18 protein-coding genes are annotated in these 23,722 nt (G+C 71.6%); 8 read left to right on the top strand and 10 right to left on the bottom strand.

Annotated elements, in window-relative coordinates; genetic code table 11:
* Positions 1-20 precede the first annotated feature (20 nt).
* Complete coding sequence (locus ACIBH3_RS08035) at positions 21-1,517, bottom strand: aldehyde dehydrogenase family protein (protein ID WP_396311062.1); 1,497 nt, start codon at positions 1,515-1,517, stop codon at positions 21-23.
* Between the two features lie 276 nt (positions 1,518-1,793).
* Here ACIBH3_RS08035 and ACIBH3_RS08030 point away from each other — a divergent pair, with 276 nt between their 5' ends.
* The 3 genes from ACIBH3_RS08030 to ACIBH3_RS08020 are packed head-to-tail and all read left to right on the top strand — an operon-like array spanning position 1,794 to position 6,562.
* Entirely contained in the window at positions 1,794-4,247 is a 2,454-nt protein-coding gene (locus ACIBH3_RS08030) for an FAD-dependent oxidoreductase (protein WP_396311061.1), read from the top strand.
* A 54-nt stretch (positions 4,248-4,301) separates the two neighbouring features.
* Positions 4,302-5,420 carry an aromatic ring-hydroxylating dioxygenase subunit alpha gene (locus ACIBH3_RS08025; RefSeq protein ID WP_396311060.1) on the top strand — a complete coding sequence of 373 codons (1,119 nt, stop codon included), beginning with the start codon at positions 4,302-4,304 and terminating at the stop codon, positions 5,418-5,420.
* A 56-nt stretch (positions 5,421-5,476) separates the two neighbouring features.
* Positions 5,477-6,562 (top strand): S-(hydroxymethyl)mycothiol dehydrogenase, encoded by a 1,086-nt coding sequence (locus ACIBH3_RS08020; RefSeq protein ID WP_396311059.1) that lies wholly within the window; start codon positions 5,477-5,479, stop codon positions 6,560-6,562.
* Between the two features lie 84 nt (positions 6,563-6,646).
* On the opposite strand, the gene ACIBH3_RS08015 is transcribed toward ACIBH3_RS08020, so the two are convergent.
* Genes ACIBH3_RS08015 through ACIBH3_RS08005 form a run of 3 tightly spaced genes read right to left on the bottom strand, consistent with a single transcriptional unit; the run spans position 6,647 to position 10,847 of the window.
* Entirely contained in the window at positions 6,647-7,639 is a 993-nt protein-coding gene (locus ACIBH3_RS08015; RefSeq protein WP_396311058.1) for an ROK family protein, read from the bottom strand.
* Positions 7,636-9,816 carry a beta-galactosidase gene (locus ACIBH3_RS08010; protein WP_396311057.1) on the bottom strand — a complete coding sequence of 727 codons (2,181 nt, stop codon included), beginning with the start codon at positions 9,814-9,816 and terminating at the stop codon, positions 7,636-7,638. The genes ACIBH3_RS08015 and ACIBH3_RS08010 overlap by 4 nt, the downstream gene beginning before the upstream one ends.
* Entirely contained in the window at positions 9,813-10,847 is a 1,035-nt protein-coding gene (locus tag ACIBH3_RS08005; protein ID WP_396311056.1) for a zinc-binding dehydrogenase, read from the bottom strand. The genes ACIBH3_RS08010 and ACIBH3_RS08005 overlap by 4 nt, the downstream gene beginning before the upstream one ends.
* A gap of 61 nt (positions 10,848-10,908) precedes the next feature.
* Here ACIBH3_RS08005 and ACIBH3_RS08000 point away from each other — a divergent pair, with 61 nt between their 5' ends.
* Positions 10,909-11,787 (top strand): SDR family oxidoreductase, encoded by an 879-nt coding sequence (locus ACIBH3_RS08000; protein ID WP_396311055.1) that lies wholly within the window; start codon positions 10,909-10,911, stop codon positions 11,785-11,787.
* A 35-nt stretch (positions 11,788-11,822) separates the two neighbouring features.
* Here ACIBH3_RS08000 and ACIBH3_RS07995 read toward each other — a convergent pair whose 3' ends face one another.
* From ACIBH3_RS07995 to ACIBH3_RS07985, 3 genes are read right to left on the bottom strand one after another with little or no spacing between them, the layout of a single operon-like run.
* A complete protein-coding gene (locus ACIBH3_RS07995; RefSeq protein ID WP_396311054.1) occupies positions 11,823-13,073 on the bottom strand; it encodes a hypothetical protein in 1,251 nt (416 codons plus the stop codon).
* Between the two features lie 35 nt (positions 13,074-13,108).
* The gene (locus ACIBH3_RS07990; RefSeq protein ID WP_396311053.1) at positions 13,109-14,017 is read right to left on the bottom strand and encodes an inositol monophosphatase family protein; all 909 of its coding nucleotides are present in this window, start codon (positions 14,015-14,017) and stop codon (positions 13,109-13,111) included.
* A complete protein-coding gene (locus tag ACIBH3_RS07985) occupies positions 14,014-16,056 on the bottom strand; it encodes an aminotransferase class III-fold pyridoxal phosphate-dependent enzyme (RefSeq protein ID WP_396311308.1) in 2,043 nt (680 codons plus the stop codon). The genes ACIBH3_RS07990 and ACIBH3_RS07985 overlap by 4 nt, the downstream gene beginning before the upstream one ends.
* Before the next feature lie 155 nt (positions 16,057-16,211).
* Here ACIBH3_RS07985 and ACIBH3_RS07980 point away from each other — a divergent pair, with 155 nt between their 5' ends.
* Genes ACIBH3_RS07980 through ACIBH3_RS07970 form a run of 3 tightly spaced genes read left to right on the top strand, consistent with a single transcriptional unit; the run spans position 16,212 to position 18,696 of the window.
* Positions 16,212-17,102 (top strand): PfkB family carbohydrate kinase, encoded by an 891-nt coding sequence (locus tag ACIBH3_RS07980; RefSeq protein WP_396311052.1) that lies wholly within the window; start codon positions 16,212-16,214, stop codon positions 17,100-17,102.
* Positions 17,099-17,812, top strand: a complete 714-nt coding sequence (locus ACIBH3_RS07975; RefSeq protein WP_396311051.1) for an HAD family hydrolase — start codon at positions 17,099-17,101, stop codon at positions 17,810-17,812. Before ACIBH3_RS07980 ends, ACIBH3_RS07975 begins: the two co-directional genes overlap by 4 nt.
* Positions 17,809-18,696, top strand: a complete 888-nt coding sequence (locus tag ACIBH3_RS07970; RefSeq protein ID WP_396311050.1) for a glycosyltransferase — start codon at positions 17,809-17,811, stop codon at positions 18,694-18,696. The genes ACIBH3_RS07975 and ACIBH3_RS07970 overlap by 4 nt, the downstream gene beginning before the upstream one ends.
* Positions 18,697-18,906: 210 nt before the next feature.
* Here the strand turns inward: ACIBH3_RS07970 and ACIBH3_RS07965 are convergent, their stop codons facing one another.
* A complete protein-coding gene (locus ACIBH3_RS07965) occupies positions 18,907-20,286 on the bottom strand; it encodes an MFS transporter (protein ID WP_396311049.1) in 1,380 nt (459 codons plus the stop codon).
* On the bottom strand, positions 20,283-21,086 hold the full coding sequence (locus ACIBH3_RS07960; RefSeq protein ID WP_396311048.1) for a glycerophosphodiester phosphodiesterase: 804 nt from the start codon (positions 21,084-21,086) through the stop codon (positions 20,283-20,285). Before ACIBH3_RS07960 ends, ACIBH3_RS07965 begins: the two co-directional genes overlap by 4 nt.
* Positions 21,087-21,527: 441 nt before the next feature.
* Here ACIBH3_RS07960 and ACIBH3_RS07955 point away from each other — a divergent pair, with 441 nt between their 5' ends.
* Entirely contained in the window at positions 21,528-22,517 is a 990-nt protein-coding gene (locus tag ACIBH3_RS07955; protein WP_396311047.1) for a phospholipase, read from the top strand.
* A gap of 242 nt (positions 22,518-22,759) precedes the next feature.
* On the opposite strand, the gene ACIBH3_RS07950 is transcribed toward ACIBH3_RS07955, so the two are convergent.
* Positions 22,760-23,671 carry a squalene/phytoene synthase family protein gene (locus tag ACIBH3_RS07950; protein ID WP_396311046.1) on the bottom strand — a complete coding sequence of 304 codons (912 nt, stop codon included), beginning with the start codon at positions 23,669-23,671 and terminating at the stop codon, positions 22,760-22,762.
* Positions 23,672-23,722: the final 51 nt, after the last annotated feature.

Genomic DNA, 23,722 nt, shown 5'->3' with positions numbered 1-23,722 from the left:
GGGAGTGGAGTGATGCCGCGTCAGCCGGCGAACCAGTGCTGGGCGGCGGGCGTGATGGTGCGCCAGATGTGCTTGGACTCCTGGTACTCGCGCAGCCCGGACGGGCCGAGTTCGCGGCCGGTGCCGGACTGCTTGAACCCGCCCCATTCGGCCTGCGGCACGTACGGGTGGTAGTCGTTGATCCAGACGGTGCCCAGGCGGAGCCGGGACGCGACGCGCTCGCCGCGTCCGGCGTCCTGCGTCCACACCGCGCCCGCCAGGCCGTACGGGGTGTCGTTGGCCAGGGCCACCACCTCGTCCTCGTCGTCGAAGAGCTCGACGGTGAGGACGGGGCCGAAGACCTCTTCGCGGACCACAGTCATGCCCGCGTGACAGCCGTCGAGGACGGTGGGCCGCAGGAAGAAGCCCGCCTGGAGCCCGGGCTCGGTGGGCCGGCCGCCGCCGGCGCGGAGCACCGCGCCCTCGGCGAGGGCGCCCGCGATGAGGCGTTCGACCTTCAGGCGGTGCTCGGCGGAGACCAGCGGGCCGGTCTCGGTGCCCTTGTCGAGTCCGTCGCCGAGCCGGATGAGGTCGGCGCGGCGGGCGAGCTCGGCGGTGAAGTCGGCGTGCAGGCTGCGGTGCAGCAGCAGCCGCGAGCCGGCCGAGCAGACCTGGCCGGAGTGCAGGAAGGCGGCGGTGAGGGCGAAGTCGAGCGCCGCGTCGAGGTCGGCGTCGGCGAAGACGATGTTGGGGTTCTTGCCCCCGAGTTCCAGGGCGACCTTCTTGACCGTGTCGGCCGCCGCCCGCATCACCGAGCGGCCGGTGGCCAGGCCACCGGTGAAGGAGACCAGGTCGACCTCGGGATGCCGGGCGAGTGCGGCGCCGACGGCGCCGCCGCCCAGGACCAGGTTCGCCGTCCCGCTCGGCGCGCCGGCCCGTTCCAACTGCTCCTGGAGCAGCCGGAAGAGGCTGATCGTGGTCATCGGTGTGACCTCGCTGGGCTTGGCCACCACGGTGTTGCCGGCCACCAGGGCGGGGGCGAGCTTCCAGGAGATCTGCAGCAGCGGGTAGTTCCACGGTGTGATCAGTGCGCAGACGCCCACGGGCTCGTGGACCACCCGGCTGATCGCGTCGGGCCGCCCGGTGTCGATCGTGCGGCCCGCGTCCGAGGTCGCCAGCGCCGCGTAGTAGCGCAGGACGGCGGTGGCGTCGTCGACGTCCATGCGGCTCTCGGCCAGGGTCTTGCCGGTGTCGAGCGTCTCCAGCCGGGCCAGTTGTTCCCGCTGCGCCTGGAGCGCGTCGGCGGTGGCGGTGAGCACGCCGGCGCGATGGGCGGCCGGGGCGCGGGCCCAGGAGCCCTCGTCGAAGGCGGACCGGGCGGCGCGTACCGCGCTGTCGGCGTCGGCTTCGGAGGCTTCGGGGACCGTTGCCAGCGCCGAGGCGTCGAAGGGATTGACGACCGCTCGCTGTCGGCCGTCCTCGGCCGGCGTCCAGGCGCCGCCGATCAGCAGACAAGCCGGGTCGAGGGATGGGGGCACAGGCGCCGCCTTTCTCGTGAGTTGCGCGATACGAGACGTTTGTCTCCATGCGCAACTTGTCGGCGAGTATGGAAGGGCCTCATATCCCTGTCAAGGGAGAGTGCCCGGATGGTATGCGGCTCGTGCCGACGGCGGGTCTTGACAGCTCGTGATGTGGGCCCGAGTCTGTTTCTCATCGCGCAAGCAGATGCGTAATGTGCAACTCGTACTGTCTGGCTCAGCCCGCCGCAGCTACCTCCCGAGGGGACGGACGCTTTGACAGTTCAACCCAGAGTCGTGATCGTCGGTGCCGGCATCGTCGGCTGCGCGCTGAGCGACGAGCTCACCGCGCGCGGCTGGACCGACGTCACGGTGCTGGAGCAGGGCCCCCTGTTCGCCACCGGAGGGTCGAGCTCGCACGCGCCGGGACTGGTCTTCCAGACCAACTCCTCCAAGACCATGACCGAGTTCGCCTCCTACACCGTCCGCAAGTACTCCTCCCTGACCCTCGACGGCCGGTGGTGCTTCCAGCAGCTCGGCGGACTGGAGGTGGCCACCACCCCCGAGCGGCTCGCGGAGCTGAACCGCAAGCACGGGCTGGCCGCCTCCTGGGGGGTGTCGGGCGCCCTGCTCGACCCCGAGCAGTGCGTCGCCCTGCACCCGCTGCTCGACCGCGACCAGGTCCTGGGCGGGTTCCATGTGCCCACCGACGGCCTGGCCAAGGCGGTGCGTGCCGGCGAGGCGCAGGCCCGGCGCGCGATCGAGCGAGGTGCGCGGTTCCTGCCGCACCACACCGTCACCGGGATCGAGTCCGCGAACGGCAGGGTCACCGCCGTCGTCACCGACCAGGGAGGCTTCCCCGCCGACGTGATCGTCTCCTGCGCGGGGTTCTGGGGGCCGAAGATCGGCCGGATGGCCGGGCTCGCCGTCCCGCTCGTCCCGCTGGCCCACCAGTACGCCAGGACCACCCCGGTACCGGCGCTGGCCGGCCACAACACCGAGGAGCTCGAAGCCTCCAAGCCGATCCTGCGCCACCAGGACCGCGACCTCTACTACCGCGAGCACGTGGACCGGATCGGCATCGGCTCCTACGCCCACCGCCCGATGCCCGTCGACCTCGGCGAGGTGTCCGCCCCCGGTGGGCCCGTGATGCCCTCGATGCTGCCGTTCACCGAGGAGGACTTCGAGCAGCCCTGGGCCGACTCGCAGGCGCTGCTGCCCGCGCTCGCCCGGACGAAGGTGGAGGAGGGCTTCAACGGCATCTTCTCCTTCACCACCGACGGCTTCCCCCTCATGGGGGAGTCGCCCGAGCTGCGCGGCTTCTGGGTCGCCGAGGCGGTGTGGGTGACCCACTCCGCGGGCGTGGCGAAGGCGATGGCCCAGTGGCTGATCGAAGGCACGCCGCGTACCGATGTGCACGAGTGCGATCTCAACCGCTTCGAGCCGGGGCAGCTCGCCCCCGCCTACGTGCACCGGCGCAGCTGCCAGAACTTCGTCGAGGTGTACGACATCCTCCACCCGCTGCAGCCGATGGAGGAGCCGCGCCCGCTGCGGGTCAGCCCCTTCCACGGGCGCCAGCGGGAACTGGGCGCCTTCTTCCTGGAGGCGTCCGGCTGGGAGCGGCCGCACTGGTACGGGGCCAACCGGGACCTGCCCGAGGTCGCCGGCATCCCCGGGCGCGGCGCCTGGGCCTCCCGCTACTGGTCCCCGATCGCGGGCGCCGAGGCCCTGGCCACCCGCGAGCGCGTCGCGATGTACGACATGACGGCGCTCAAGCGCATCGAGGTCACCGGCCCCGGCGCGCTGGCGTTCCTGCAGTATCTGACGACGAATCAGCTCGACAAGCCGGTCGGATCCGTCACCTACACCCTGCTGCTGGACGAGACCGGCGGGGTGCGCAGCGACCTCACGGTGGCCCGGCTCGGCCAGGAGCGGTGGCAGCTCGGCGCCAACGGCAACCTCGACCTCGACTGGCTCACCCGCCACCTCCCGGAATGGGGGCACCTCCCAGCGGTAGCTGGGGGAGGTTCGGTCCAGGTCCGCGACACCACCGCCGGCACCTGCTGCATCGGCCTGTGGGGCCCGCTCGCCCGCGACCTGGTCCAGCCGCTCACCGACGCGGACTTCTCGCACCAGGCCTTCGGCTACTTCAGGGCGAAGCAGGCGTACCTGGGCAACGTCCCGGTCACCGCGATGCGACTGTCCTACGTCGGCGAGCTCGGCTGGGAGCTGTACACCACGGCCGACAACGGGCAGAAGCTCTGGGACACCCTGTGGGAGGCCGGGCAACCGCTCGGCATCGTCGCCGCCGGACGCAGCGCCTTCAACAGCCTGCGCCTGGAGAAGGGCTACCGCTCCTGGGGCACCGATCTGACCGCCGAACACAACCCCTACGAGGCCGGGCTCGGCTTCGCCGTGCGCATGGACAAGGGGGACTTCCTCGGCCGCGACGCGCTGCTCGGCACGACCGAGGAGACGGTGCCGCGCAGGCTCGTGTGCCTCCTGCTGGACGACCCGCAGGCCGTCGTCATGGGCAAGGAACCGGTGTACGTGGACGGCGCGCCTGCCGGGTACGTCACCAGCGCCGCCTACGGGTACAGCATCGGCGCCTCCATCGCCTACGCCTGGCTGCCGCACGCCGCCGCCGATCCCGGCCGGCGGGTGGAGGTGGAGTACTTCGGCGAGCGGCTGCCCGCCACCGTCACGCAGGAGCCGCTGTTCGACCCGAAGATGACCCGCATCCGCCGCTGAACCGGTACCGAGCCTTCTCCAGTCGTGCGTTCCCCTGACGAAAGGCCTACCGCCGTGACCACCGAGCTCCCGTCGAGCCTGATCCGCACCCTCCCGGGCGCCTTCTACACCGACCCGCAGATCTTCGCGCTGGAACAGGAGAAGATCTTCGAGCGGATGTGGTTCTGCGCCGTGCGCGCGAGTGACCTGGACAAGCCGGGCAGCTTCCAGGCCGTCCAGGTCGGCCGGGAGAGCGTGCTGGTCACCCGATCCCGGGACGACAGTGTCAAGGCGTTCCTCAACATCTGCCGCCACCGCGGCGCGCGGCTGTGCACCGAGGAGAAGGGCGAGGTCAAGCGGACCTTCCAGTGCCCGTACCACGCCTGGACCTACGGACTGGACGGCAGGCTCGTCGCCGCGCCCAACCTCACCAGCATGCCGGATGTCGACCGCACCACCTACGGCCTGGTCCCAGTGCACGTGCGCGAGTGGCTCGGCTATGTGTGGGTGTGCCTGGCCGACGAGCCGCCGTCCTTCGAGGCCGACGTGATCGGCGCGGCGACGGAGCGGCTGGGCACTCCCGAGGCGATCGAGCGCTACCAGAGCGAGGGGCTCGCGGTCGGCCGCCGGATCCGCTACGAGGTGAAGGCCAACTGGAAACTGATCATCGAGAACTTCATGGAGTGCTACCACTGCGCCACCATCCACCCCGAACTGACCGAGGTGCTCCCCGAGTTCGCCGGCGGCTACGCGGCGCAGTACTACGTGGGCCACGGTGCCGAGTTCGCCGACGACGCCGAGGGTTTCACCGTCGACGGCAGCGCGGGCGTGGACCGGATCCCGACCGTCTCCGAGGACCAGGACCGCAGGTACTACGCGATCACGGTCAAGCCGCAGGTGTTCATCAACCTGGTGCCCGACCATGTCATCGTGCACCGGATGTTCCCGCTCGCCGCCGACCACACCGTCGTGGAGTGCGACTGGCTCTTCCTCAAGGACGTCGTCGAGGAGGGCCGCGACGTCTCCCGCTCGGTGGAGCTGTTCCACCGGGTCAACGTCCAGGACTTCGACGCCTGTGAGCGCTGCCAGCCCGCCATGGACTCGCGCGCCTACCGGACCGGCGGTGTGCTGGTGCCGAGCGAGCACCACATCGGCGCGTTCCACGAATGGGTCACCGACCGGCTCCGCGCCTGACCGCACCCACGCGTATCCACACCGATTCCCTCCACCCGGCGGAAGGTTGTTGCTCCATGGCTCAGCAGGTCAGAGGTGTCGTCGCCGGAGGCAGAGGCGAGGCGGTCAGGATCGAGACGGTGATCGTGCCGGATCCGGGCCCGGGTGAGGCGGTGGTCAAGGTCGAGGCCTGCGGTGTCTGCCACACCGACCTGCACTACCGGGAGGGCGGGATCAATGACGAGTTCCCCTTCCTGCTGGGGCACGAGGCCGCCGGGATCGTGGAGTCGGTGGGCGAGGGGGTGACCGAGGTCGCGCCCGGCGACTTCGTCGTTCTGAACTGGCGTGCGGTGTGCGGACAGTGCCGGTCCTGCCGGCGTGGACGCCCGCAGTACTGCTTCGACACCCACAACGCCAAGCAGAGGATGACCCTTGCGGACGGCACCGAACTCTCCCCGGCGCTCGGCATCGGCGCCTTCGCGGAGAAGACCCTGGTCGCGGCGGGCCAGTGCACCAAGGTCGACCCCGCCGCCTCGCCCCTCGCCGCCGGACTGCTCGGCTGCGGCGTCATGGCAGGACTCGGCGCCGCCGTCAACACCGGCGGGGTCTGCCGGGGTGACAGCGTCGCGGTCATCGGCTGCGGCGGAGTCGGCAACGCCGCCATCATGGGCTCCCGACTGGCAGGGGCCGCCCGGATCATCGCCGTCGACATCGACGACGACAAGCTCGCCACCGCGCAGAGGCTCGGCGCCACCCACACCGTCAACTCCCGTGAGCGCGACGCGGTGGAAGCGATCCGCGAGCTCACCGGCGGCAACGGCGCGGACGTCGTCATCGAGGCCGTCGGCCGCCCGGAGACCTACCGGCAGGCCTTCTACGCCCGCGACCTCGCCGGCACCGTCGTCCTGGTCGGCGTGCCGACGCCGGAGATGACCCTTGAGCTGCCGTTGCTGGACGTCTTCGGCCGAGGCGGCGCGCTCAAGTCCTCCTGGTACGGCGACTGCCTGCCCTCGCGGGACTTCCCGATGCTGATCGACCTCTACCTGCAGGGGCGCCTGGACCTGGATGCCTTCGTCACCGAGACCATCCCGTTGACCGACGTCGAGGCCGCCTTCGCCCGCATGCACAAGGGCGATGTGCTGCGCTCGGTGGTGGTCCTCTGACGAGCGCGGCGGACGTGAACCCCGCGTGCGCCGCCCGGTGAGCTGTCGCTCGGAGCTCAGAGTTCAGAGCTCAGAGCGCGGAACTCAGAGCCTTCGGACGTCTGCGAGCCGATCGATCGCCAGCAGCGCGGCGCCGATCGCACCGGCGTCGTTGGCGAAGCGGGCCGTCAGCACGGGCACGGGCGGGCGATCTCCGGGTGAATAGAGCCAGCGGGCGAACGAGGCGCGCGCGGGTGCGAGCAGCAGTTCTCCGGCGGAGACCGGACCGCCTCCGACGATCACCACGGAGGGATCGAACAGGTTGGCCAGGGCGGCCAGCCCGGTGCCGGTGAGCGTTCCCACCCGGTCCAGGATCTCCAGGGCCCGCTCATCGCCGCTGCGGGCGGCCTCGGTGACCGCCTCTCCCGCGCCTGCGGGGCCCTGGTCGATCAGGCGGGCCAGCAGCGACGTCGGGTGGGCCGCCGCAGCCTGTCGCCCGAGTCTCGCGATGGCGGCGCCGGACGCCGACACTCCCCAGCACCCGCGGTTGCCGCACTCGCACAGCGGACCGTGGGGATCGACCGTCAGGTGGCTGGCCTCGGCCGCGAAGCCGTGCGAGCCGCGAAGCAGGCGGCCGGCGACGACGATCCCGCAACCCAGACCCGTGCCCAGCGTCACCAGCACCAGGTGCTCGTGTCCGCGCCCGGTACCAAGGCGGTACTCGGCCCACGCGGCCGCGTTCGCGTCGTTGTCGGTCACCACCGGAAGTCCCACCGCGTCCGCGATCAGCGTCCGAAGCGGAGCCCGCGCGAAGTCCAGACCGGGTGCGAAGGCCAGCGCCCCGGTACGGGTGTCGACCATTCCCGGCAGCCCGACGCCGACCGCGGTGACCCGCTCGCCGCGCACCTGCGTCACAAGGTCGCCGACGGCACCGACCAGCGCGTCCGCCGTGCGGCGCGGTGTGGCACAGCGGGCCCGCGCCGACACCGTGCCGTCGGCCGTCACCCGCACCGCGGCGATCTTCGTGGCGCCGACATCGATGCCGACAGCCTCTGCCGGGGCGGCGGCCGGGAGCAACGACGGGGACGGCGATGTCATGGCCCCTCCGGCAGGAGTACGCGGGCCTCGCCGTGCGCTGCGGCGGTGCGCAGCTCGAAGCCACCCGGCCCGCGTACGGCGGACAGGTCGCACGGCCGGTCGGCGTTCAGCAGATCGCGTCCGACCCGCACCCGGACCGGTACCCCCGCGCCGGTCTGCTCGTTCAGCCCCTTCACGTAGCACGCCGCCAGCCGTCCGTGCGACACCCGCACGACGGCGCACCCGTCCCCGACGAGGTCGACCGCGATGACGCGCTCCCCGCAGGTGGTGCGTGCCCGCAAGGGTCCGCCTGAGCGGTTGAAGAGGAAGACGAGCACGTCCTCCGGGTCCGTGGTGGTCCTGCGCAGCTCCAGCCACGCCCCCGGTCCGGCACGCAGCGGTACACCGCTGCTCTCGCCGAGCCACTCCTCGACGGCCGTTCCGACGGGCCTCCCGCCGAGGGCCACCGCACGCACCCTGGCCGGCCCGCCCGGCGGCGCGGCACACCGCCGCACCGCATCGGCCAGATCGGTGCAGGAACGCAGGTTCTCGTCCAGGTGGGGGAGTTCCCCCACCACGAGCAGCGACCCGCCCTGCTCGGTGAACCGGGCGAGCCGCTGCTGCAGGGCCTGCTCCATGAAGTCGCCCGACACCGCGACCAGTGGCCCTGCATCAGCGTCGAGTGCCGTCCGGCCGGTCAGTTCCTCCAGCTGGAAGGGCAGGTTGCGCCGCAGGCAGTGGGCGATGAAGGGCACCAGAGTCCGACCGGCCGAGGGCACTGGCCGATCCGCGTCCCCGCCGCTGCGCCGGCTCCTCGCCCAGGACCACGCACCGATCGCCGCGTACGGCGGATGGACACCCCACCGCACTCCGGGTTCCGGGCGGGAGACGGCCAGCACGTCCTGCTGGCCGGCCAGGAAGTGGGTGAGCACCTGTACGGCGGCGAAGGCCGGGCCGGGGCCGGCGTCGACCAGGATCGGAGCGGCTTCCCCGTACGGCGGATCGAACTGCGCGGGATCACCGGCCGTCTCCGCCAGCCAGGAGCGGTCCACGGCAAGGTGCTCGCCCCAGCCCGCAGTGGCGCAGGCCGGATAGACGTTGATGCCGGTCGCCCCGCACGCCACGCCGAGCAGGGTGTGGTGGACCGGCACCACCGGGAAGGCGCAGCTCGCGTCCGCCCAGCGCAGCCCCCAGTTCTCCTCGATGTTGGGGCCTCGTCCCCCTTTGGCCGCCAGGACGTAGTTGACCAGCGCCTCTTCGTCCGCCAGCACATTGCCGGCCCAGCTCGTGTAGGCGCGGGGCAGTGCGGTGGGCGCGCCGACTCTGTTCCTGGCCAACCAGGCGTCGTACCGTCCGGCCGCCCGGCCGGGGACGCGGTCGGCCCTGGCCGGCGGTGAGTACGTGGTGAGGACGGGGATGTCCGGCCCGAGCGCCTCGGCCAGTTTCGCCGTCCCGGCGGTGAGCGCCTCGGCCGACCACTGCGCCCAACTGACCAGGGAGAGCAACCCGTTCGGGGACGGCGGATCCTCCGCTCGGGTGGGCGGGTCCACGCCGGGTGCGAAGCGGGCGAAGGCGTCGGTGCCCGGCTGCGAGTAGTCGAGCGCGTCGATCGGAAGGGCGGTCTCCCCGTAGTGCCCCTCGTTGCCGATCTGGACGGCGACGACCGGCCCCCGCGGATGCACGAACGGCCGGAGGAACCGGCCGACCGCGCGGAGCCAGCCCGTCGCGTCCTCCAGGAACCTCGGGTCCAGAGCCGACGGGAGCGTGAACTGCTGGCAGGGCAGCGGTCGGCCGTCGGCCGACCGTGCGGCGTGCCGATCCGGATCGAGGGTGGGGCTGATCCGGTCGGGCAGCCCGCCGAAGGGAAGTTCGGCATGGACGAAGGGGCCCGGCTTCGGCAGTGCGAGCAGACCCGTCGCCCTGATCAGCTCCAGGAAGGCGGCCAGATCGCGGTTGCCGTCCCGGTCGAAGCAGAACCGCCGGCCGCCGTCGTGGGTGATCTCGTGGTGCCGCCAGGGGACGTAGCAGGTCACCACCTCGATGCCGGCGTCGCGCATGGCGCCCAGCTTGGCCGCCCACCGCCCGCGGTGATCCCGGTAGTAGGGGTACTCACCGGCGATGAGGAACCGGGGGCGCTCGTCCAGCCAGAGCGTTCCGTCCACGAAGGCCGGACGCGCGCCGTCCTGTCCGGCGCTCATGAGGTCAGGCTCCCGTCCGAGGCGAGCAGGACCTTCATCGCGCCGTACCCGCGGCCGGGCGAGGACCGGCCCGGCCCGTCCGGTGCGACCGCCAGCAGCGCCAGGGCCTCGGTGTACCGTTCGAGCGGCAGCACGTGGGTGACCAGTTCTTCGAGTGGCAGATCCCGTGCGAGGTCCACCGCCAGCTCGAAGTCCGTCGGCCGGTACGGTCCCGCCCCCACCAGGCGGATCCCCCTGGTCACCAGGGCCCTCAGCGGGACGGTGGCGACGCCGGCCTCCCGCTCGCCCATCACCACGACCGTGCCCCCGGCCGCCACCGCGCTCAGGACGTCGACCGGTACCGACCCCGTGGTGTCGATGACCACGTCGGACGCCTGCCGTTCCGACCCGGCCGCCTCCTCCGGGGCCAGCACCCGCACCGTTCGCGGCAGCAGCCGGCGGGCGATCTCCGCCCTCCCCGGATCACGCTCGGCCAGTGCCACCCTGGCGCCGCGCCGTGCCAGGACCATCGCGCACAGTGCGCCGATGGGCCCACCACCGAGCACGAGCACCTGGTCGTCCCACCGCGGCTGAGCCGCCCTCAGGTTGTTCAGCACACAGGCGAGCGGTTCCACCAGAGCCCCTCGCCGGTAGGACACCGAGACGGGCAGCCGGTGGACGAAGCGCTCGGGCACGACGGCGAAGTCGGCCATCGTCCCGTCCCGGTCGACGCCGACCTCCCGGCCGGCCTTCGCCGGGCAGTGGGCCGGCAGTCCCCGGCGGCAGGGACGGCACCGGCCGCAGTAGTACGTCGGGTTGATCACCACACGGTCGCCCGGCGCCACGGAGCTGACGCCGGACCCGACCACGGCCACCGCGCCGACCGCCTCATGCCCCAGCACCACACCGCGTCGCGCCGGGAACTCGCCCAGCAGGATCGCCCGGTCCGTGCCGCAGATACCGGTCGCAGCCACCTTGACCAGGACCTCGCCGACGCCGAGGGAGGGCACCTCACGATCCTGGATGCCCGCCAGGCCCACATCTTCGAACACGACGGCCTTCATCGCAGCCTCCCACGGAGTCTCTCGCCAGCAGTGTCATAGAATGCCCGATATGAGCCTGTTCCGGCGGTCGGGCGGGAGTGAACCCCCTTCGAGCCCGCGCCCGAGGATCCTGCTGCTCGGCGCGTCGGGGTTCGTGGGGGGCGGCCTGTGGACCTCCCTGAGACCGCGTCACGAGGTCGTCGGCACCTTCGCCAACCGGCCGATCGCGGGGCTGGTCCACGTGGACCTGCGCGACGAGCGGCGGCTGGCGGCGCTGGTGGCCGACGGCTTCGACCTGGTCGTCCACGCGGCCGGCCTGGTCCCGCTGGAGGCGGCCGAAGCCGACCCGGAGCTGGCCCACCGCCTCAACGTCCGTCCCGTCGAGGTGCTGCTGGATGCCGTGCGCGGCTCGGCCGCGAAGCTGGTCTTCCTGTCCAGTGACAACGTCTTCGACGGCACCCGCCACCAGTACACCGAGGAGGACCCCCGATCCCCCGTCAACGTCTACGGGCGGACGAAGGCGGCAGCCGAGGACATGCTGCTCGCCGACGGCGGACACCTGATCGTCCGGATCCCCCTCGTCTTCGGACGCGGGCCCTGGTCGAACACCTTCCTGGCGCGCCTTGCCCGGCCGACGTCCACCGCCCGCACGGACCTGGTCTGCGCCCCCGTCTACCTTCCCAGCCTCGGCCCGGCCCTGGCCCGGCTGTGGGACCGCACGGGTGTCGTGCACTACGGCGGCAGCGATGTGGTGACCCGGTTCGAGCTGATGTCCAGAGTTCAGCGGGCACTGGACCTGCCTACCCGGGTGGTGGCAGCCCACGGTCAGGAGGCCCACTCCGGCTGCCGCCGCCCGCCGCGGCTGGTGCTGCGCAGCACCCGGCACCGCCTGCTGGGCCCGGGACTGGACTCCGCGCTCGCCCATCTGGCGGGGTTGCCGCCCACCTGATGGCCTGCCATCTGCGGTGCGGGCTGAGCGGCACGTCATCCGCTGGGGAGGTGGTCGGTCACCAGAGCCAGGTGGCTCCCGGCGTCCACGTGCCCGGCACGGCCGAGCTGCCTGGCGAGGTCGTTGATCAGCAGGGTGCCGAGCAGATAGTGGCCGAGCGCGAGCTCCGCGGGTGCGGAGTCCCTTCCCCGCAGGTCGGGCTTGGGCTTGCGGTCCGAGAGCCGGCACGGCGCCTCCGCCAGGACATGCAGGTCGTGCGTGAGCAGGAGCCGCTGCAGCCAGCCCGGATCGTCGCGGAACAAGCCCGACAGGCTCTCGCACGACTCCAGGTGGGGCAGGAACCGGTGAATCGCCGCGCGGTAGCCCGGGAAGGCCGGCTGCCGGAACCCCACCCGGTAGCCGTACCGCTGAGACCTGCGCACCGAGAAGCCCAGCCGGAGCGCGGGATCCCACACGCTGAGGCTGAACAGCGTCTTCGCCAGGTCGTAGACCGGATCCCACGGCTCGGTGGAGCCGCGCGGATCGATGAGCCGGAAGTCTTCCGCTGCCGCGTCGGGGCGGGCGGACAGCAGTACGTTGCGGGTGTTGGCGTCCCCGTGGGCGGGGGCCATCAACCTGGCCGGCGCCACCTGGGCCAGCCGGCCCGCCAGGCGTTCCAGCACCAGGTGCGGGGCCTCGCACGGCACGCCGTTGACGGTGAGGCGCTCGGCGGTCATCAGGTCGGCGGGCAGCGCCGCTCGCAGCACGGGCAGCCGTCGGAGGAACCGGCCCACGACGGTTTCCGCCACGTACCCGGCCGGGGTGGGGTGGGACTGCACGGCGTACCCGTCCAGGACCAGGGCCCCGACGAGTGCCGTGTACCGGTCGAAGAACTCCTGGGTGCCCTGCGGCGACTCCCGCAGGGGCGCCGCCAGGTCCGCCGAGTCGTAGAACGGCGTCGTACAGGCCGACCATCCGTCACCGTCGACGACGTGCACGATCGGCAGGTAGTGCGCCGCCAGCCGCGGTGCCAGGGTGCGCAGTAGCTCGATCTGGCCGAGCTTGCGGCGAAAGGACACCAGGTCGTGGCCGTCCACGGCGCCCGGCGCGGGCACCAGGACCTTGACCGCCAGGTCCTCCCCGGCCGAGGTGGTGGCCCGGTACACCCGGGCCGGGGATCCGCCGTCCAGGATCTCGTACGCCACCCCGAGGCCCAGGGTGTCGGTGACGGCCGCCAGGGCCGCCTCGTCGGTCCACCCGCCGGCCGGGCGGGAGGCCGTGGCCATGACGTGCCGGCGATCGGTCACCACAGGTGTCTCCTCGCTGAGCTCCGCCGCCCCGCCTACCAGCGGATCGAGTCGATCAGCGCGGCGTGCAGCTGCGGTGTGCAGGCGGCGATGCACGACCGCTGGTTGAGCGGGCTGATGTCCAGCAGCAGGGTGTCGTGCAGCGGCTTGCCGTAGGCGTCGGTGATGGTGACACCGGCTCGTTCCGCCAGGAACACCGAAGCCGCGATGTCGTACGGGAACAGATGCAGGATGCTCCCGTGGCCGACCCGGCGGAAGTCCGCCTCGGTGGCGGGGCGGTCGCGGAGCAGCCGGTTGCCGATGTCGACGTAGGCGTCCATCTGTCCGGTGATGATCCGCGAGATGGAGAAGGACGCGCTGTTGAACACGTACACGCCACCGGTGTTGGCCGAGGCGTCGATCAGGTGGCCGTAGGCACCGGTCATCAACTCCGCCGGGTGGCCGTTGAACTCCAGCGACCAGAACATGCGATCGAGATCGGCGACGGGCGACAGCCGGGGCACCGGAGCGGGAAAGCCGCCGGACTCGATCCCGGCCCCTCGGGTGTCGGCGTAGAGCCAGTTGCCGGACTTGATCTCCTGGAGCATCGCGTACCGGATGTCCCCGATGACGGGCGCCTCGCCGAAGGGGGCCGCGGCGATGGACACGCAGGCCATCTCCAGATCGGCGGCGGCACCGCGGGTGCCGTCGATCGGATCGATGATCAGAACGTACGCGGGGTTCCGGCCGAGTGTGCGCAGCCCCTCGCTCTCGGTGTAGACGGCGACGGGCTCGCTCTGCTCCCTCAGGAAGTCCCAGGCGGCGCGTTCGGCGAGCACGTCGACGGGGAACTCGGCGTCTCCCCCCTTCGCCGTGCCCTTCACGTAGCGGCTGCCGACGTCGTGCAGGCCGGTGCGGACGGCCGCCCGGATCCGCCGGGACAGCTCCTGGACCAGGCCCCTCATGATGAGACCGAGAGGAAGAGTCGTTCCAGCAGATCGCACATCTCGTCCGCCTCCTGACGGGTCATGATCAGCGCAGGCCGGACCTTCAGCACGTTGCCGTGCCCGTACAGCGAGGTCCGCAGCAGCAGCCCGTGGTCCATGCCGAGTTCGGCCAGGTGGTTGGTGAGCCGGGCGTCGGGCCGGCCCGCGGGGTCCACGATGTCGATGCCGATCATCAGCCCCACGCCGCGGACCTCCCGAACGAACGGCACCTTCGTGGCCAGGTCGCGCAGCCGGTCGAGCACGTACGCGCCGACGGCTCGCACGTTCTCCAGGAACCCGGGGCGGCCGATGATCTCAAGAGTCTTCAGGGCGGCCGCGGCGGCCAGCACGTTGCCGCCGAAGGTCGAGTTGATGTGGTGCCCCTCCACACCGGCCAACCGGTCCTCGGTCAGGATGCCGGCGATGGGCATCCCGGAGCCGCCGAGCCCCTTGCCGAAGGTCATCATGTGCGGGGTGACACCGAAATGGTCGGCGGCGAACATACGGCCGGTGCGCCCGAACCCGGTCTGGATCTCGTCGAAGACCAACACGATGCCGCGCTCCTCGCACAGCTCCTTGAGCGCCTTCAGATAGCCGTCGGGCGGGACCACGTTGCCGCCGTTGCCGCTGATCGGTTCCAGCACCACACAGGCCACCCGGCCGGTGCTCGCGTAGTCGATGAAGTCGTTGATCCGTTCGACGCACATCAGGCCGCAGGTGGCCCGTTCCTGCCCGTAGAAGCAGCGCAGGCAGTGCGGATCGGGGACGTGCACGACACCGGGGAGGTGCGAGGGGAAGGGGGTGCGCCGGAACGCGGCGCCGGAGGCGCCGATCATGCCGAGGGTCTGGCCCAGGTGCCCACGGAAGAGCGTGATCACGTCGGAGTTCCCGGTGTGGACCTGGGCGATCTTCACCGCGCTCTCGTTGGCGTCGGAGCCGCTCGCCGACTTCAGGTGTACCCGGGTGAGGTTCGGCGGCGAGACCTCGGCCAGCTTCGACACCAGCGCGTTCAGCGGTTCGGTCTGGAACCTGGAGGTGACGTGGATGAGCTGGCCGGCGTGCTCGCGCACAGTCGCCACGATCTCGGGGTGGGCGTAGCCCAGGCTCAGGTTGAACGTCCCCGAGGAGCAGTCGAGATAGCGCCGACCGTCATCGGAGTAGAGGTGGACACCCTCGCCCCTGACCACCCGGAGCTTGTCCGGCAGGTAGTAGTAGTGCTGAAGAACGTCTGCGACGTCTGTCGCGGACGGACTCTTCGATACCGCAGTGCTGACCTGTTCCATCGACTCCCCTTTGAGAATTCCTGGCAGATCGATCTGATCGAACGATTCGAAACGCAGATCCGCCTCACGGAGGTCGAGAGAGGCGGTTATCGAGTTCGGTATGGCGACGCACCGGATGCCGGCCCGTTTCGCTGCGAGCACGCCACTCGGTGAATCCTCGAATGCAACCGCCCGCCCGGCGGAGATTCCGAGGGAGGCGAGCGCCGCGACGTACAGGTTCGGTGCGGGTTTCGCGCTGGTACGGTCGCCGTCGGCGCACTGCACCGTGCTCCAGCCCTCGGCGATACCACACTGCCGGGTGTATCGGGTGATCCATTCCCGGGTCGAGTTGCTGACGATCCCACGGGCGATTCCCAGCGCGTCGACCGCCCGCAGGGTCCGGTCCACCCCGGGCCGGCTGGACAGCCCGCCGAGCAGTTCCCGCTGCCGGCGGCGAACCCGCTCCTGTACCTCCCGTCGGTCCACCGTGCGCCCGGTGAGCCGTTCGAGGTGCGTCCACAGGTCGAACCCGATGGTGCCGACGAGTGACGACCACACATCCATCGGGAGCCGATGGCCGAATTCCAGGAAGATCTCCGCGTGGGCGCGGAAGATCTCGGATTCCGGATCCCACAGCGTCCCGTCGAAATCGAAGAGGACCGCATGAACTTCCTTCACGTTCACCTCCGTCGAGCGGCGACGACCATGCGGCCAGGAGTTAGTACACGGATCCGGGGCGCCAGCAGGTCCCATCATCACGGAGCCGGCACCTGCTCGCCATTCATGGTTCGTCAACGTACCCTCTGTTGGAGTATTTCGCGCGGCGCGGGTGGGCAGCCGGTGATCGACTTGGAGCGGTGCCGACGAAGGGCCGGTGCCAGGGTCGAGGAGCACGCGAGAGTCGAGGAGCAATGGACGAAGACCTCCGCTTCGCCGGTACGGCGGCTCCCTCGGGCTGGCCGCGGGTGGCCGTGGTGGGACACGTCGAGTGGACGACGATCGCAGGTCTTGACCAGGTGCCCGTCGCCGGTGAGGTGATCCACGCGGAGCGGCTCTGGCGGGGCCCGGCCGGGGGTGGCGCGGTCGCTGCCGTCCGGCTGGCCGAACTGGCCGGCGGCTGCACGTTCTTCACTGCCCTCGGCGACGACCACGCCGGGCGACGCTCGCGCGCGGAACTCGAACACCGCGGCGTACGGGTGCTGGCCGCCTCCCGGGTCGGCCCCACTCGTGAGGCGGTGAGCATGGTCGACCGGTCCGGTGAACGCACCACCGTCACCCTGGGCGAACGCCTGCAACCCGCCGCGGCCGATGCCCTCGACTGGGGGGAACTGGCCTCCTTCGACGCGGTGTTCTTCACCGCTGGGGACGCTGCCCTGCTGCGCCGGGCCCGTCAGGCCAGGGTGCTCGTGGTGACGGCGCGTGAATTCACCACCGTGCTGGAGTCCGGTGTCAGGGTCGACGCGCTGGTGGGCAGTGCTTGCGACCCGGCCGAGCGCTACGACCCGGCGCTACTGTGCAGGCCGCCGGACCTGGTGGTCAGCACCGAGGGGCACCGCGGCGGTGTGTTCACCTACGGTGGCCGGCCCCCGCGGCGCTACCGACCCGCCCGCGCACCGGGCCCCCTGGTGGACACCTACGGAGTCGGGGACAACTTCGCGGCCGTCCTCACGTACGCGCTGGCCAACGGCTCGGCCACGGCCGAGGCACTGGACCTCGCCGCCAGGCACGGCGCGGCCTGCACCGCGCGGCGGGGCCCGTTCGCGACCGGGCCGACTCCTGGGCGGCGGGCAGCCCGGGTATGAGGCGGATCCTCCTCCTGTGGGACATCGACGGCACGCTGATCGACGGCGGGGCCGTCTGCGAGGCCGTCTACCCGCTCGCGTTCGAACACCTCACCGGCAGGCCGGCCCGCCACCGGGTCGTCACCGCAGGCCGCACCGAGCTGGACATCATGGACGAGTTGTTCGCCCGGCACGGTGTTCACGGGGTCGAACAGAGCCGGGTCACCTCCGAGCTGGCCACGCAACTGCGTCGGCGGGCCGCCGAACTCCGTACGGTCGGACGGGTCCTGCCCGGTGCCGTCGAGGCCCTGCGGGCGTTGCGGGCACAGCGCGAGGTGACCCAGTCCGTGCTCACCGGGAATCTCCGGGCCAACGCCGCCTTGAAGCTGCGGCTGTTCGGGCTGGCGGAATTCCTGGATCTCGAAGTCGGCGCGTACGGCGACGACGCGTGCGAGCGGGCCGCTCTCCTCCCGGTGGCCCGGCGGCGCGCGGCGGCCGTGTACGGGCACCACTTCGATTCCGGGAGCACCTTGCTGATCGGCGACACTCCGCAGGACGTGCACGCGGGACGCATCGGCGGATCGAGGGTGATCGCCGTCGCCTCGGGCATGAGCAGCGGCGCGGCGTTGCGGGAGGCGGGAGCTGATTCGGTGCTGGCGGATCTGCGCGACACCGCTGCCGTGATCCGCGCCGTCCGGGCACCGAGCCCTGCCGCGCGGAGCGCCCGATGAACGGGAACGTCCGTCCGGTGGGCCTGGTCTCGGTCGTCATGCCGGCACGAAACGCCGAGCTGACGATCGCCACGCAGCTGGCGGCCCTGCGTCGGCAGACCTATCCGGACCTGTGGGAGCTCATCGTCGTCGAGAACGGATCGAGCGACGGCACCCGCGCACTCCTGCGGTCCTGGCAGCAGTCGATGCCGCAGCTCAGGGTGGTCGACGTCGCCGGGGCCTGCGGCGTCAACCGTGCGCGCAACATCGGTTGCCGGTGCGCGCACGGTGACTTCGTGCTCTGCTGCGATGCGGACGACGTGGTGGCCCCCGGATGGATGGCCGGCCTGGTCGACGTCCTGCGAACCAGCCCGGCCGTCGGAGGTGCGCTCGAACGCCGCCTGCTCAACGCGCGGGTGGCCCTCGCCGCGCGCCCGCCGAAGGAGGCCGACGCGCTGCTCGACACCTTCGGCTTCCTGCCGTACCCGGCGGGAGCCAACTGCGGATTCCACAAGGAGCTGTGGAGCCGCCTGGGCGGCTTCGACGAGAGCTACCGCTATGGCAGCGACGACGTCGAGTTCTTCTGGCGGGCCCAACTGGCCGGGTACCGCCTGGCCTTCTCGCCCCACGCCGTCGTGCACTACCGGCTCCGCGGTGATGCCCGGGCCATCGCGCGCCAGCTCTACCGCTACGGCCGTTCGCACCCCAAGCTCTACCAGGATTTCGCCGGCCACGGCATGCCCTCCTCGCGGCCGGGCGACGTCGCCCGGGCCTGGTGGAGGATGCTGGTACACGCCCCCGACCTGGTCGGCTCTGCGGACGGTCGCGCCGCGTGGATGGCCCAATTCGCCCTGCGGGTCGGCCGGATCGTCGGCAGCGCAAGGTATCGGCGGTGCTACCTCTAGACCGGCCGGACAGGTCTCAGGTCTCGTGGTCGCGGGCCGGGCGGCGCGAGCGCATCGGCCAGGCCGGGGTCCGCTCCTCAGGGAACTGCGGCGTGCCGCTTCACCGAGGACGAGGGCCGACCTGGGCGGGACCTCGGCCCTGCTGTCCTGCTGACCCCGGCAGCACCCTCACGACCGACCGGTCGGACTGAGCCACCGCGGGCCGGGCCGTCACAGCCGCTCGGGGACGGGGTTGCCGACGGCCTCGATGGCGCGGCGGACGGGGACCTTCGCCAGCACGGCGAAGCCGATCACGAAGAACACCAGCAGCGAGATGATCGCCGAGCGGTAGCTGCCGGTGATCTCGTAGGCGAGCCCGAAGACGAGCGGGCCCATCCAGCTGGTGCCACGGTCGCTGACCTTGTAGACGCTGAAGTACTCGGCCTCCCGGCCGGCCGGGATGAGGTGGGAGAACAGCGAGCGGGAGAGCGCCTGGCTGCCGCCGAGTACCAGGCCGATCATGCAGGCCAGGGCGAAGAACCAGGCGGGCTGGTGGGCGGGCATGAGGTACCCGAGGGCGAGGGTGACCACCCAGCCGACCAGCGAGCCGAGGACGGTCCGCTTCGCGCCGTACCGGCGGGCGATCCGGCCGAGGAGCAGTGCGCCGCCGATCGCCACGATCTGGACCAGGAGCACGGCGGCGACCAGCGAGGTCTGGTCCATACCGAGCTCCTCGCTGCCGTAGAGCGAGGCCTGGGAGACGACGGTCTGGATGCCGTCGTTGTAGCAGAGGAAGGCGCCCAGGTAGAGGAGCGTGAGCGGGTAGTCGCGCATGCCGCGCAGGGTGCGGGCGAGTTCGCGCAGACTGCCGGTGGTGGTCCGGTCGGGCGCGGCCTCGGCACGGTCGGGGGCCACACCGGCCCGGGAGGGCAACCGCAGCATCGGAACGATGGTGAACAGCGCCCACCACAGGCCGGCCGAGGCCAGGCAGATCCGCACGGCGGTGCCGGAGGCCAGGCCGAGTGCGTCGTGGCCCTCGAACAGTGCCAGGTTGGCGATCAGCAGCAGGCCGCCGCCCGCGTACCCGTACGCCCAGCCCTTGGAGGAGACCGCGTCGCGCTCGTCGGGGGAGGCCAGGCCCGGAAGGTAGGCGTAGGAGAGCGCGACCGACACCGCGTACGCGATGTTGGCGACCACCAGCAGCCCGCCGCCGAGCAGGTAGCGGTCACCGTCGAGGAAGAACATCCCCATCGTGGCGATCGCGCCGACGTAGGCGGAGCCGCACATCAGCTCCTTGTGCCGCCCGGTGCGGTCCGCGACCGTCCCGGTCAGCAGCATCACCGAGACCGAGACCAGCACGGAGAAGGAGACCGTGTACGGGAAGAACGACCCCGCGCGGATGGAGAGGCCGAGCGGGTGCACGTCGCCGGCCGCGTCGGCGGCGTTCTTGGCCACCGAGCTCAGGTACGGCCCGAGGAACACGGTCAGGACGGTGGCCGAGAAGGCGGCGTTGGCCCAGTCGTTGATGTACCAGCCGAACTGCATCCGGCGCAGGGCGCGGTCGTCGGTGGTGGTGGCCGGGTGTTCCGGCAGGTGGACCGTGGTGTTCATGAGGCTCCTGTCACTGTGCTGGAGCCGGTGCTGCCGTTGGTCCAGCAGCCGCGCTCGCCGAGGACGTCCCGCAGGACGTCGATGCGATCGGCCATGATGCCATCCACGCCGAGGTCGAGGAGAGCCCTGATCCGTGTGGGATCGTCCACAGTCCAGACGTGCACCTGGAGGCCGAGGCGGTGGGCGGCGCGGACGAAGGCCCGGTCGACGACCCGCACGCCCCGGTGCGTCTCCGGCACCTGTGCGCACACCCCGGCGAACGGCGCCCCGGGTCCCCGCACCAGCGGCCCGGCCAGCGAGCGCAGCCGGAGCCGGGCCACCTCGCGCGGGCCGAGCGAGGTGGCCAGCCGGGGGCCGGCGGCGGCGCGGACGGCTGCGAGGCGGGTGTCGGAGAAGCCGCCGACGCAGACCCGGTCCCAGGCGTTCGTCCGCCGGATCGCCCCGACCAGCGGCCCGACGGCCGGCGCCGCCTTGACGTCGACGTTGAAGCGGGCCTCGGGGAACGCGCCGAGCAGGTCCTCCAGCAGTGGCACCGGCTCGGTGCCATCGATCCGGGCCTGCCTGACGGTGCCCCAGGGCAGTTCGGCCACCGCCCCGGTGCGGTCGGTGACCCGGTCGAGGCGGGAGTCGTGGAACGCCACCAGCACACCGTCGCGGGTGGCGTGCACATCCGTCTCGAGGTAGCGGTACCCGAGGGCCACGGCCGCCTCGAAAGCGGCGAGCGAGTTCTCGGGGCGGCCGAGGTCACCGCCCCGGTGCGCGAAGGCGAGCGGCCCCGGGTGGTCGAGGAAGGGGTGCATGGCGTGCTCCGAGCTGCTGAGAGAGGGACTCGTCGGGCCCGCGAAGTCCCTGGCGGTGTTGCCCGCTCCGACGACGTCCCGCGTCGTGCGCGTTACAGTATTGCGCACCCTGTCACGCAGCAACCCTCACGTCGGACTCCGTCCCGTCCCAGGGGAGCCTTCGCTTGGCCGAGATCCGACCGGGTTCCTCGCGCAGCCCGTGGATTCGGGGCAGAGTGGGTACGACCGATCGGCCCTGGGGCCCTCGGCGGAGCTGCCCCAACCGAGGTGGCGTGCCGGCGCCTTCCGTGGTCGGCGCGCCACCTCGGCTCCGCGGTCGGAGCCTGGAAGGCGCCGCGGCCTCAGGATTGATCTCCCGCCACACACCGGGGTGGGCGGAGAGGGTTGTCCGCCGCTCATGGTCCACCCTTGCCCGGACACCGACATGAAGGAGTACGTTCCTTGACCACTCACCTCAGGCATGGTGCCGGCCCGCGGATCTTATCGGCGCTGATGGCAGTGCTGTGCGGGATCATCGGTGTGACCGTGCTCGGTACGACCCCCGCGGCAGCAGCCGATCAGCGTCACCCGATCTACGCCATCGCGCACCGGGTCGACACCCTCGACGGCGTGGACGCCGCGCTCAACCACGGCGCCAACGGCATCGAGATAGACGTCTGTGCCTGGTGGAATCCGAATGAATGGCGCGCTTACCACGACTGTTCCTCGGCCGGCGACGCCCGGCTGGGCCCCGGCTTCGACAGCATGATCGACCGCATCGTCTCCCATGCCAACGCAGGGCGTCGGCTGGCGCTGGTCTGGCTGGACATCAAGGACCCTAACTACTGCGGGGAACAGCAGAACCGCGGGTGCAGCGTCGCCGGACTGCGCGACAAGGCGCAGCGGCTGACGGCTGCCGGGATCCAGGTGCTCTACGGCTTCTACGAGTACCACGGCGGCAGCACCCCGGACGTCGGCGGCAGGGGCTGGCAGAGCCTGGAAGGCAGGCTCGGCCACCTGGAGGGCATCACGACGACGGGGACCCGTGATCAGGTCCGGAGCGCGTACAACCGGTCCGGTGCCGCGATTCCGGCCGGTCGCCGGGTGATGGACTACGGCGACAGCAACATCGCCAAGGGGTTCGGCAACTGCACGGAAGCCACCTACAACACGTGCGCGGAACTGAAGAAGGGCGCCGGGGACCGCGCCGCCGGACAGCTCGCGGCCACGCTGTCCTGGACGACCACCTACAACGATCCGTGGTACGTCGACAAGCTGCTGGGCGATGCGGGCGTGGACGGCATCATCGCGGGCTACGGCAGTTTCACCGGAGTGCGCGAGTACGACAACAGCTGGCAGTGCGCCAACGCCGTCAACCTCGTCCGTGACTGGGTGAACCGCCACGGCGCCACCCATCGCATGGCCACCGGCGGTGACCGCCTGTTCAAGTAGTGGACAGCCCGGGCCGGGTCCGTACCGCTCCGCGCCCCCGGGCCTCCTCAGGCCGTCGGCCGGGATCCCGGCCGACGGCCTCATCGGGAGGCGACGGCCCGAGGGTCGGTCGCGAGCGCGATGCCGGCCCGATCGAGGTGGACGCGCCGCTGCCGGACGCGGCCGCGGTGGCGCACAGCCGGGCGGACTGCGCGGCGAGTCGGGGGAAACGGCGTGCCGTCGCGACGGTTCGGATACGACGCTCAGCGCCTCACGCGGCGCGCCCGGAGGTATTCGGCGCCGAGCAGGCGAAGGGCGGCGAGCTTGGGCGGGCCGGCCGAGCGGCGCAGCAGGGCGGGGATGTCGGCGCGGGCGGCGGCGCTGGTCAGTTCGTCCAGGCCGATCATGCAGCGGACCATGGGCCGGTGGGCGGGTGGGACGAGGCCGACCACGGCGCGGCCCTCGGCGAGGGTGCGGTCGACCTGGTCGAGTTGGTCGGCGATCAGCGCCCGGACGGCCGGGAGGTCGCGGGCCTGTTCCAGATCGGTGCGGGTGACCCCGTGCCGGTTCAGGGTCTGCGCGGGGATCGTCAGGCGGCCGTCGGCCAGGTCCTCGGCGAGGTCGCTGACGAAGTCGAGCCGCTGGCCGGCGTCGATGAAGGTGCGACAGGCGGCGCGGTAGGCCCTCTGGTCGCCGTCCGGGCCGAGCAGGGTGGCGACGACCATGAACGCGGGCAGTGAGTAGCCGTCCACGTAGTGCTGGTAGTCGGCCTCGGTGGCGAATCCGGCGAAGTCGAGGTCGGCGACGGCCCCGGCGAGGTACTCCTGCGCCCGGCCGCGCAGGGCGGGGTGCGCGGCGACGGTGTTCAGCAGCGGGCGCAGTTCGGGGTTGCCGGTCGCACCGGTGGTGAGGCTGTCGGCGACCTCCTGCTCCCAGTGCGTGTAGGCCGCTCTCCGGTCGTCGAGGGGGCCGCTGTCGAGCAGGCTGTCGGTGCGATGCATGTAGGCGGTGGCCGCGATCACGTGCGGCACGAGCCGTGCCGGCAGGAGGAGTCTTGCGGCCAGCACGGCCTCCCGCTTGTACCGCGTGACCTGCCCGAGCTGTCGGCTGTAGTCATCGCGCAGTCCGGGGTCGTTGATCCCGGCCGCGTTCATCGCGTTCTCCCAGCTGCCCACTCGCGTTCGCCCTCTCCCCGGTCGACGTCCCCCGAGCGTAGACGGCGCTCG

Origin of the sequence: Kitasatospora sp. NPDC050543, from assembly GCF_044457565.1 — a bacterium.
Classification (GTDB): Bacteria; Actinomycetota; Actinomycetes; order Streptomycetales; family Streptomycetaceae; genus Kitasatospora.
The sequence above is the reverse complement of the archived record's forward strand: the minus strand, read 5'-3'. Positions and strand labels throughout refer to the sequence as shown.

Bases quoted from the DNA above. Each gene is read 5' to 3' on its own strand.
- ACIBH3_RS08020 (WP_396311059.1), top strand. From the start codon at position 5,477: ATGGCTCAGCAGGTCAGAGGTGTCGTCGCCGGAGGCAGAGGCGAGGCG.
- ACIBH3_RS08015 (WP_396311058.1), bottom strand. From the start codon at position 7,639: ATGACATCGCCGTCCCCGTCGTTGCTCCCGGCCGCCGCCCCGGCAGAG.
- ACIBH3_RS08010 (WP_396311057.1), bottom strand. From the start codon at position 9,816: ATGAGCGCCGGACAGGACGGCGCGCGTCCGGCCTTCGTGGACGGAACG.
- ACIBH3_RS08000 (WP_396311055.1), top strand. From the start codon at position 10,909: ATGAGCCTGTTCCGGCGGTCGGGCGGGAGTGAACCCCCTTCGAGCCCG.
- ACIBH3_RS07990 (WP_396311053.1), bottom strand. From the start codon at position 14,017: ATGAGGGGCCTGGTCCAGGAGCTGTCCCGGCGGATCCGGGCGGCCGTC.
- ACIBH3_RS07985 (WP_396311308.1), bottom strand. From the start codon at position 16,056: ATGATGGGACCTGCTGGCGCCCCGGATCCGTGTACTAACTCCTGGCCG.
- ACIBH3_RS07980 (WP_396311052.1), top strand. From the start codon at position 16,212: ATGGACGAAGACCTCCGCTTCGCCGGTACGGCGGCTCCCTCGGGCTGG.
- ACIBH3_RS07975 (WP_396311051.1), top strand. From the start codon at position 17,099: ATGAGGCGGATCCTCCTCCTGTGGGACATCGACGGCACGCTGATCGAC.
- ACIBH3_RS07970 (WP_396311050.1), top strand. From the start codon at position 17,809: ATGAACGGGAACGTCCGTCCGGTGGGCCTGGTCTCGGTCGTCATGCCG.
- ACIBH3_RS07965 (WP_396311049.1), bottom strand. From the start codon at position 20,286: ATGAACACCACGGTCCACCTGCCGGAACACCCGGCCACCACCACCGAC.
- ACIBH3_RS07960 (WP_396311048.1), bottom strand. From the start codon at position 21,086: ATGCACCCCTTCCTCGACCACCCGGGGCCGCTCGCCTTCGCGCACCGG.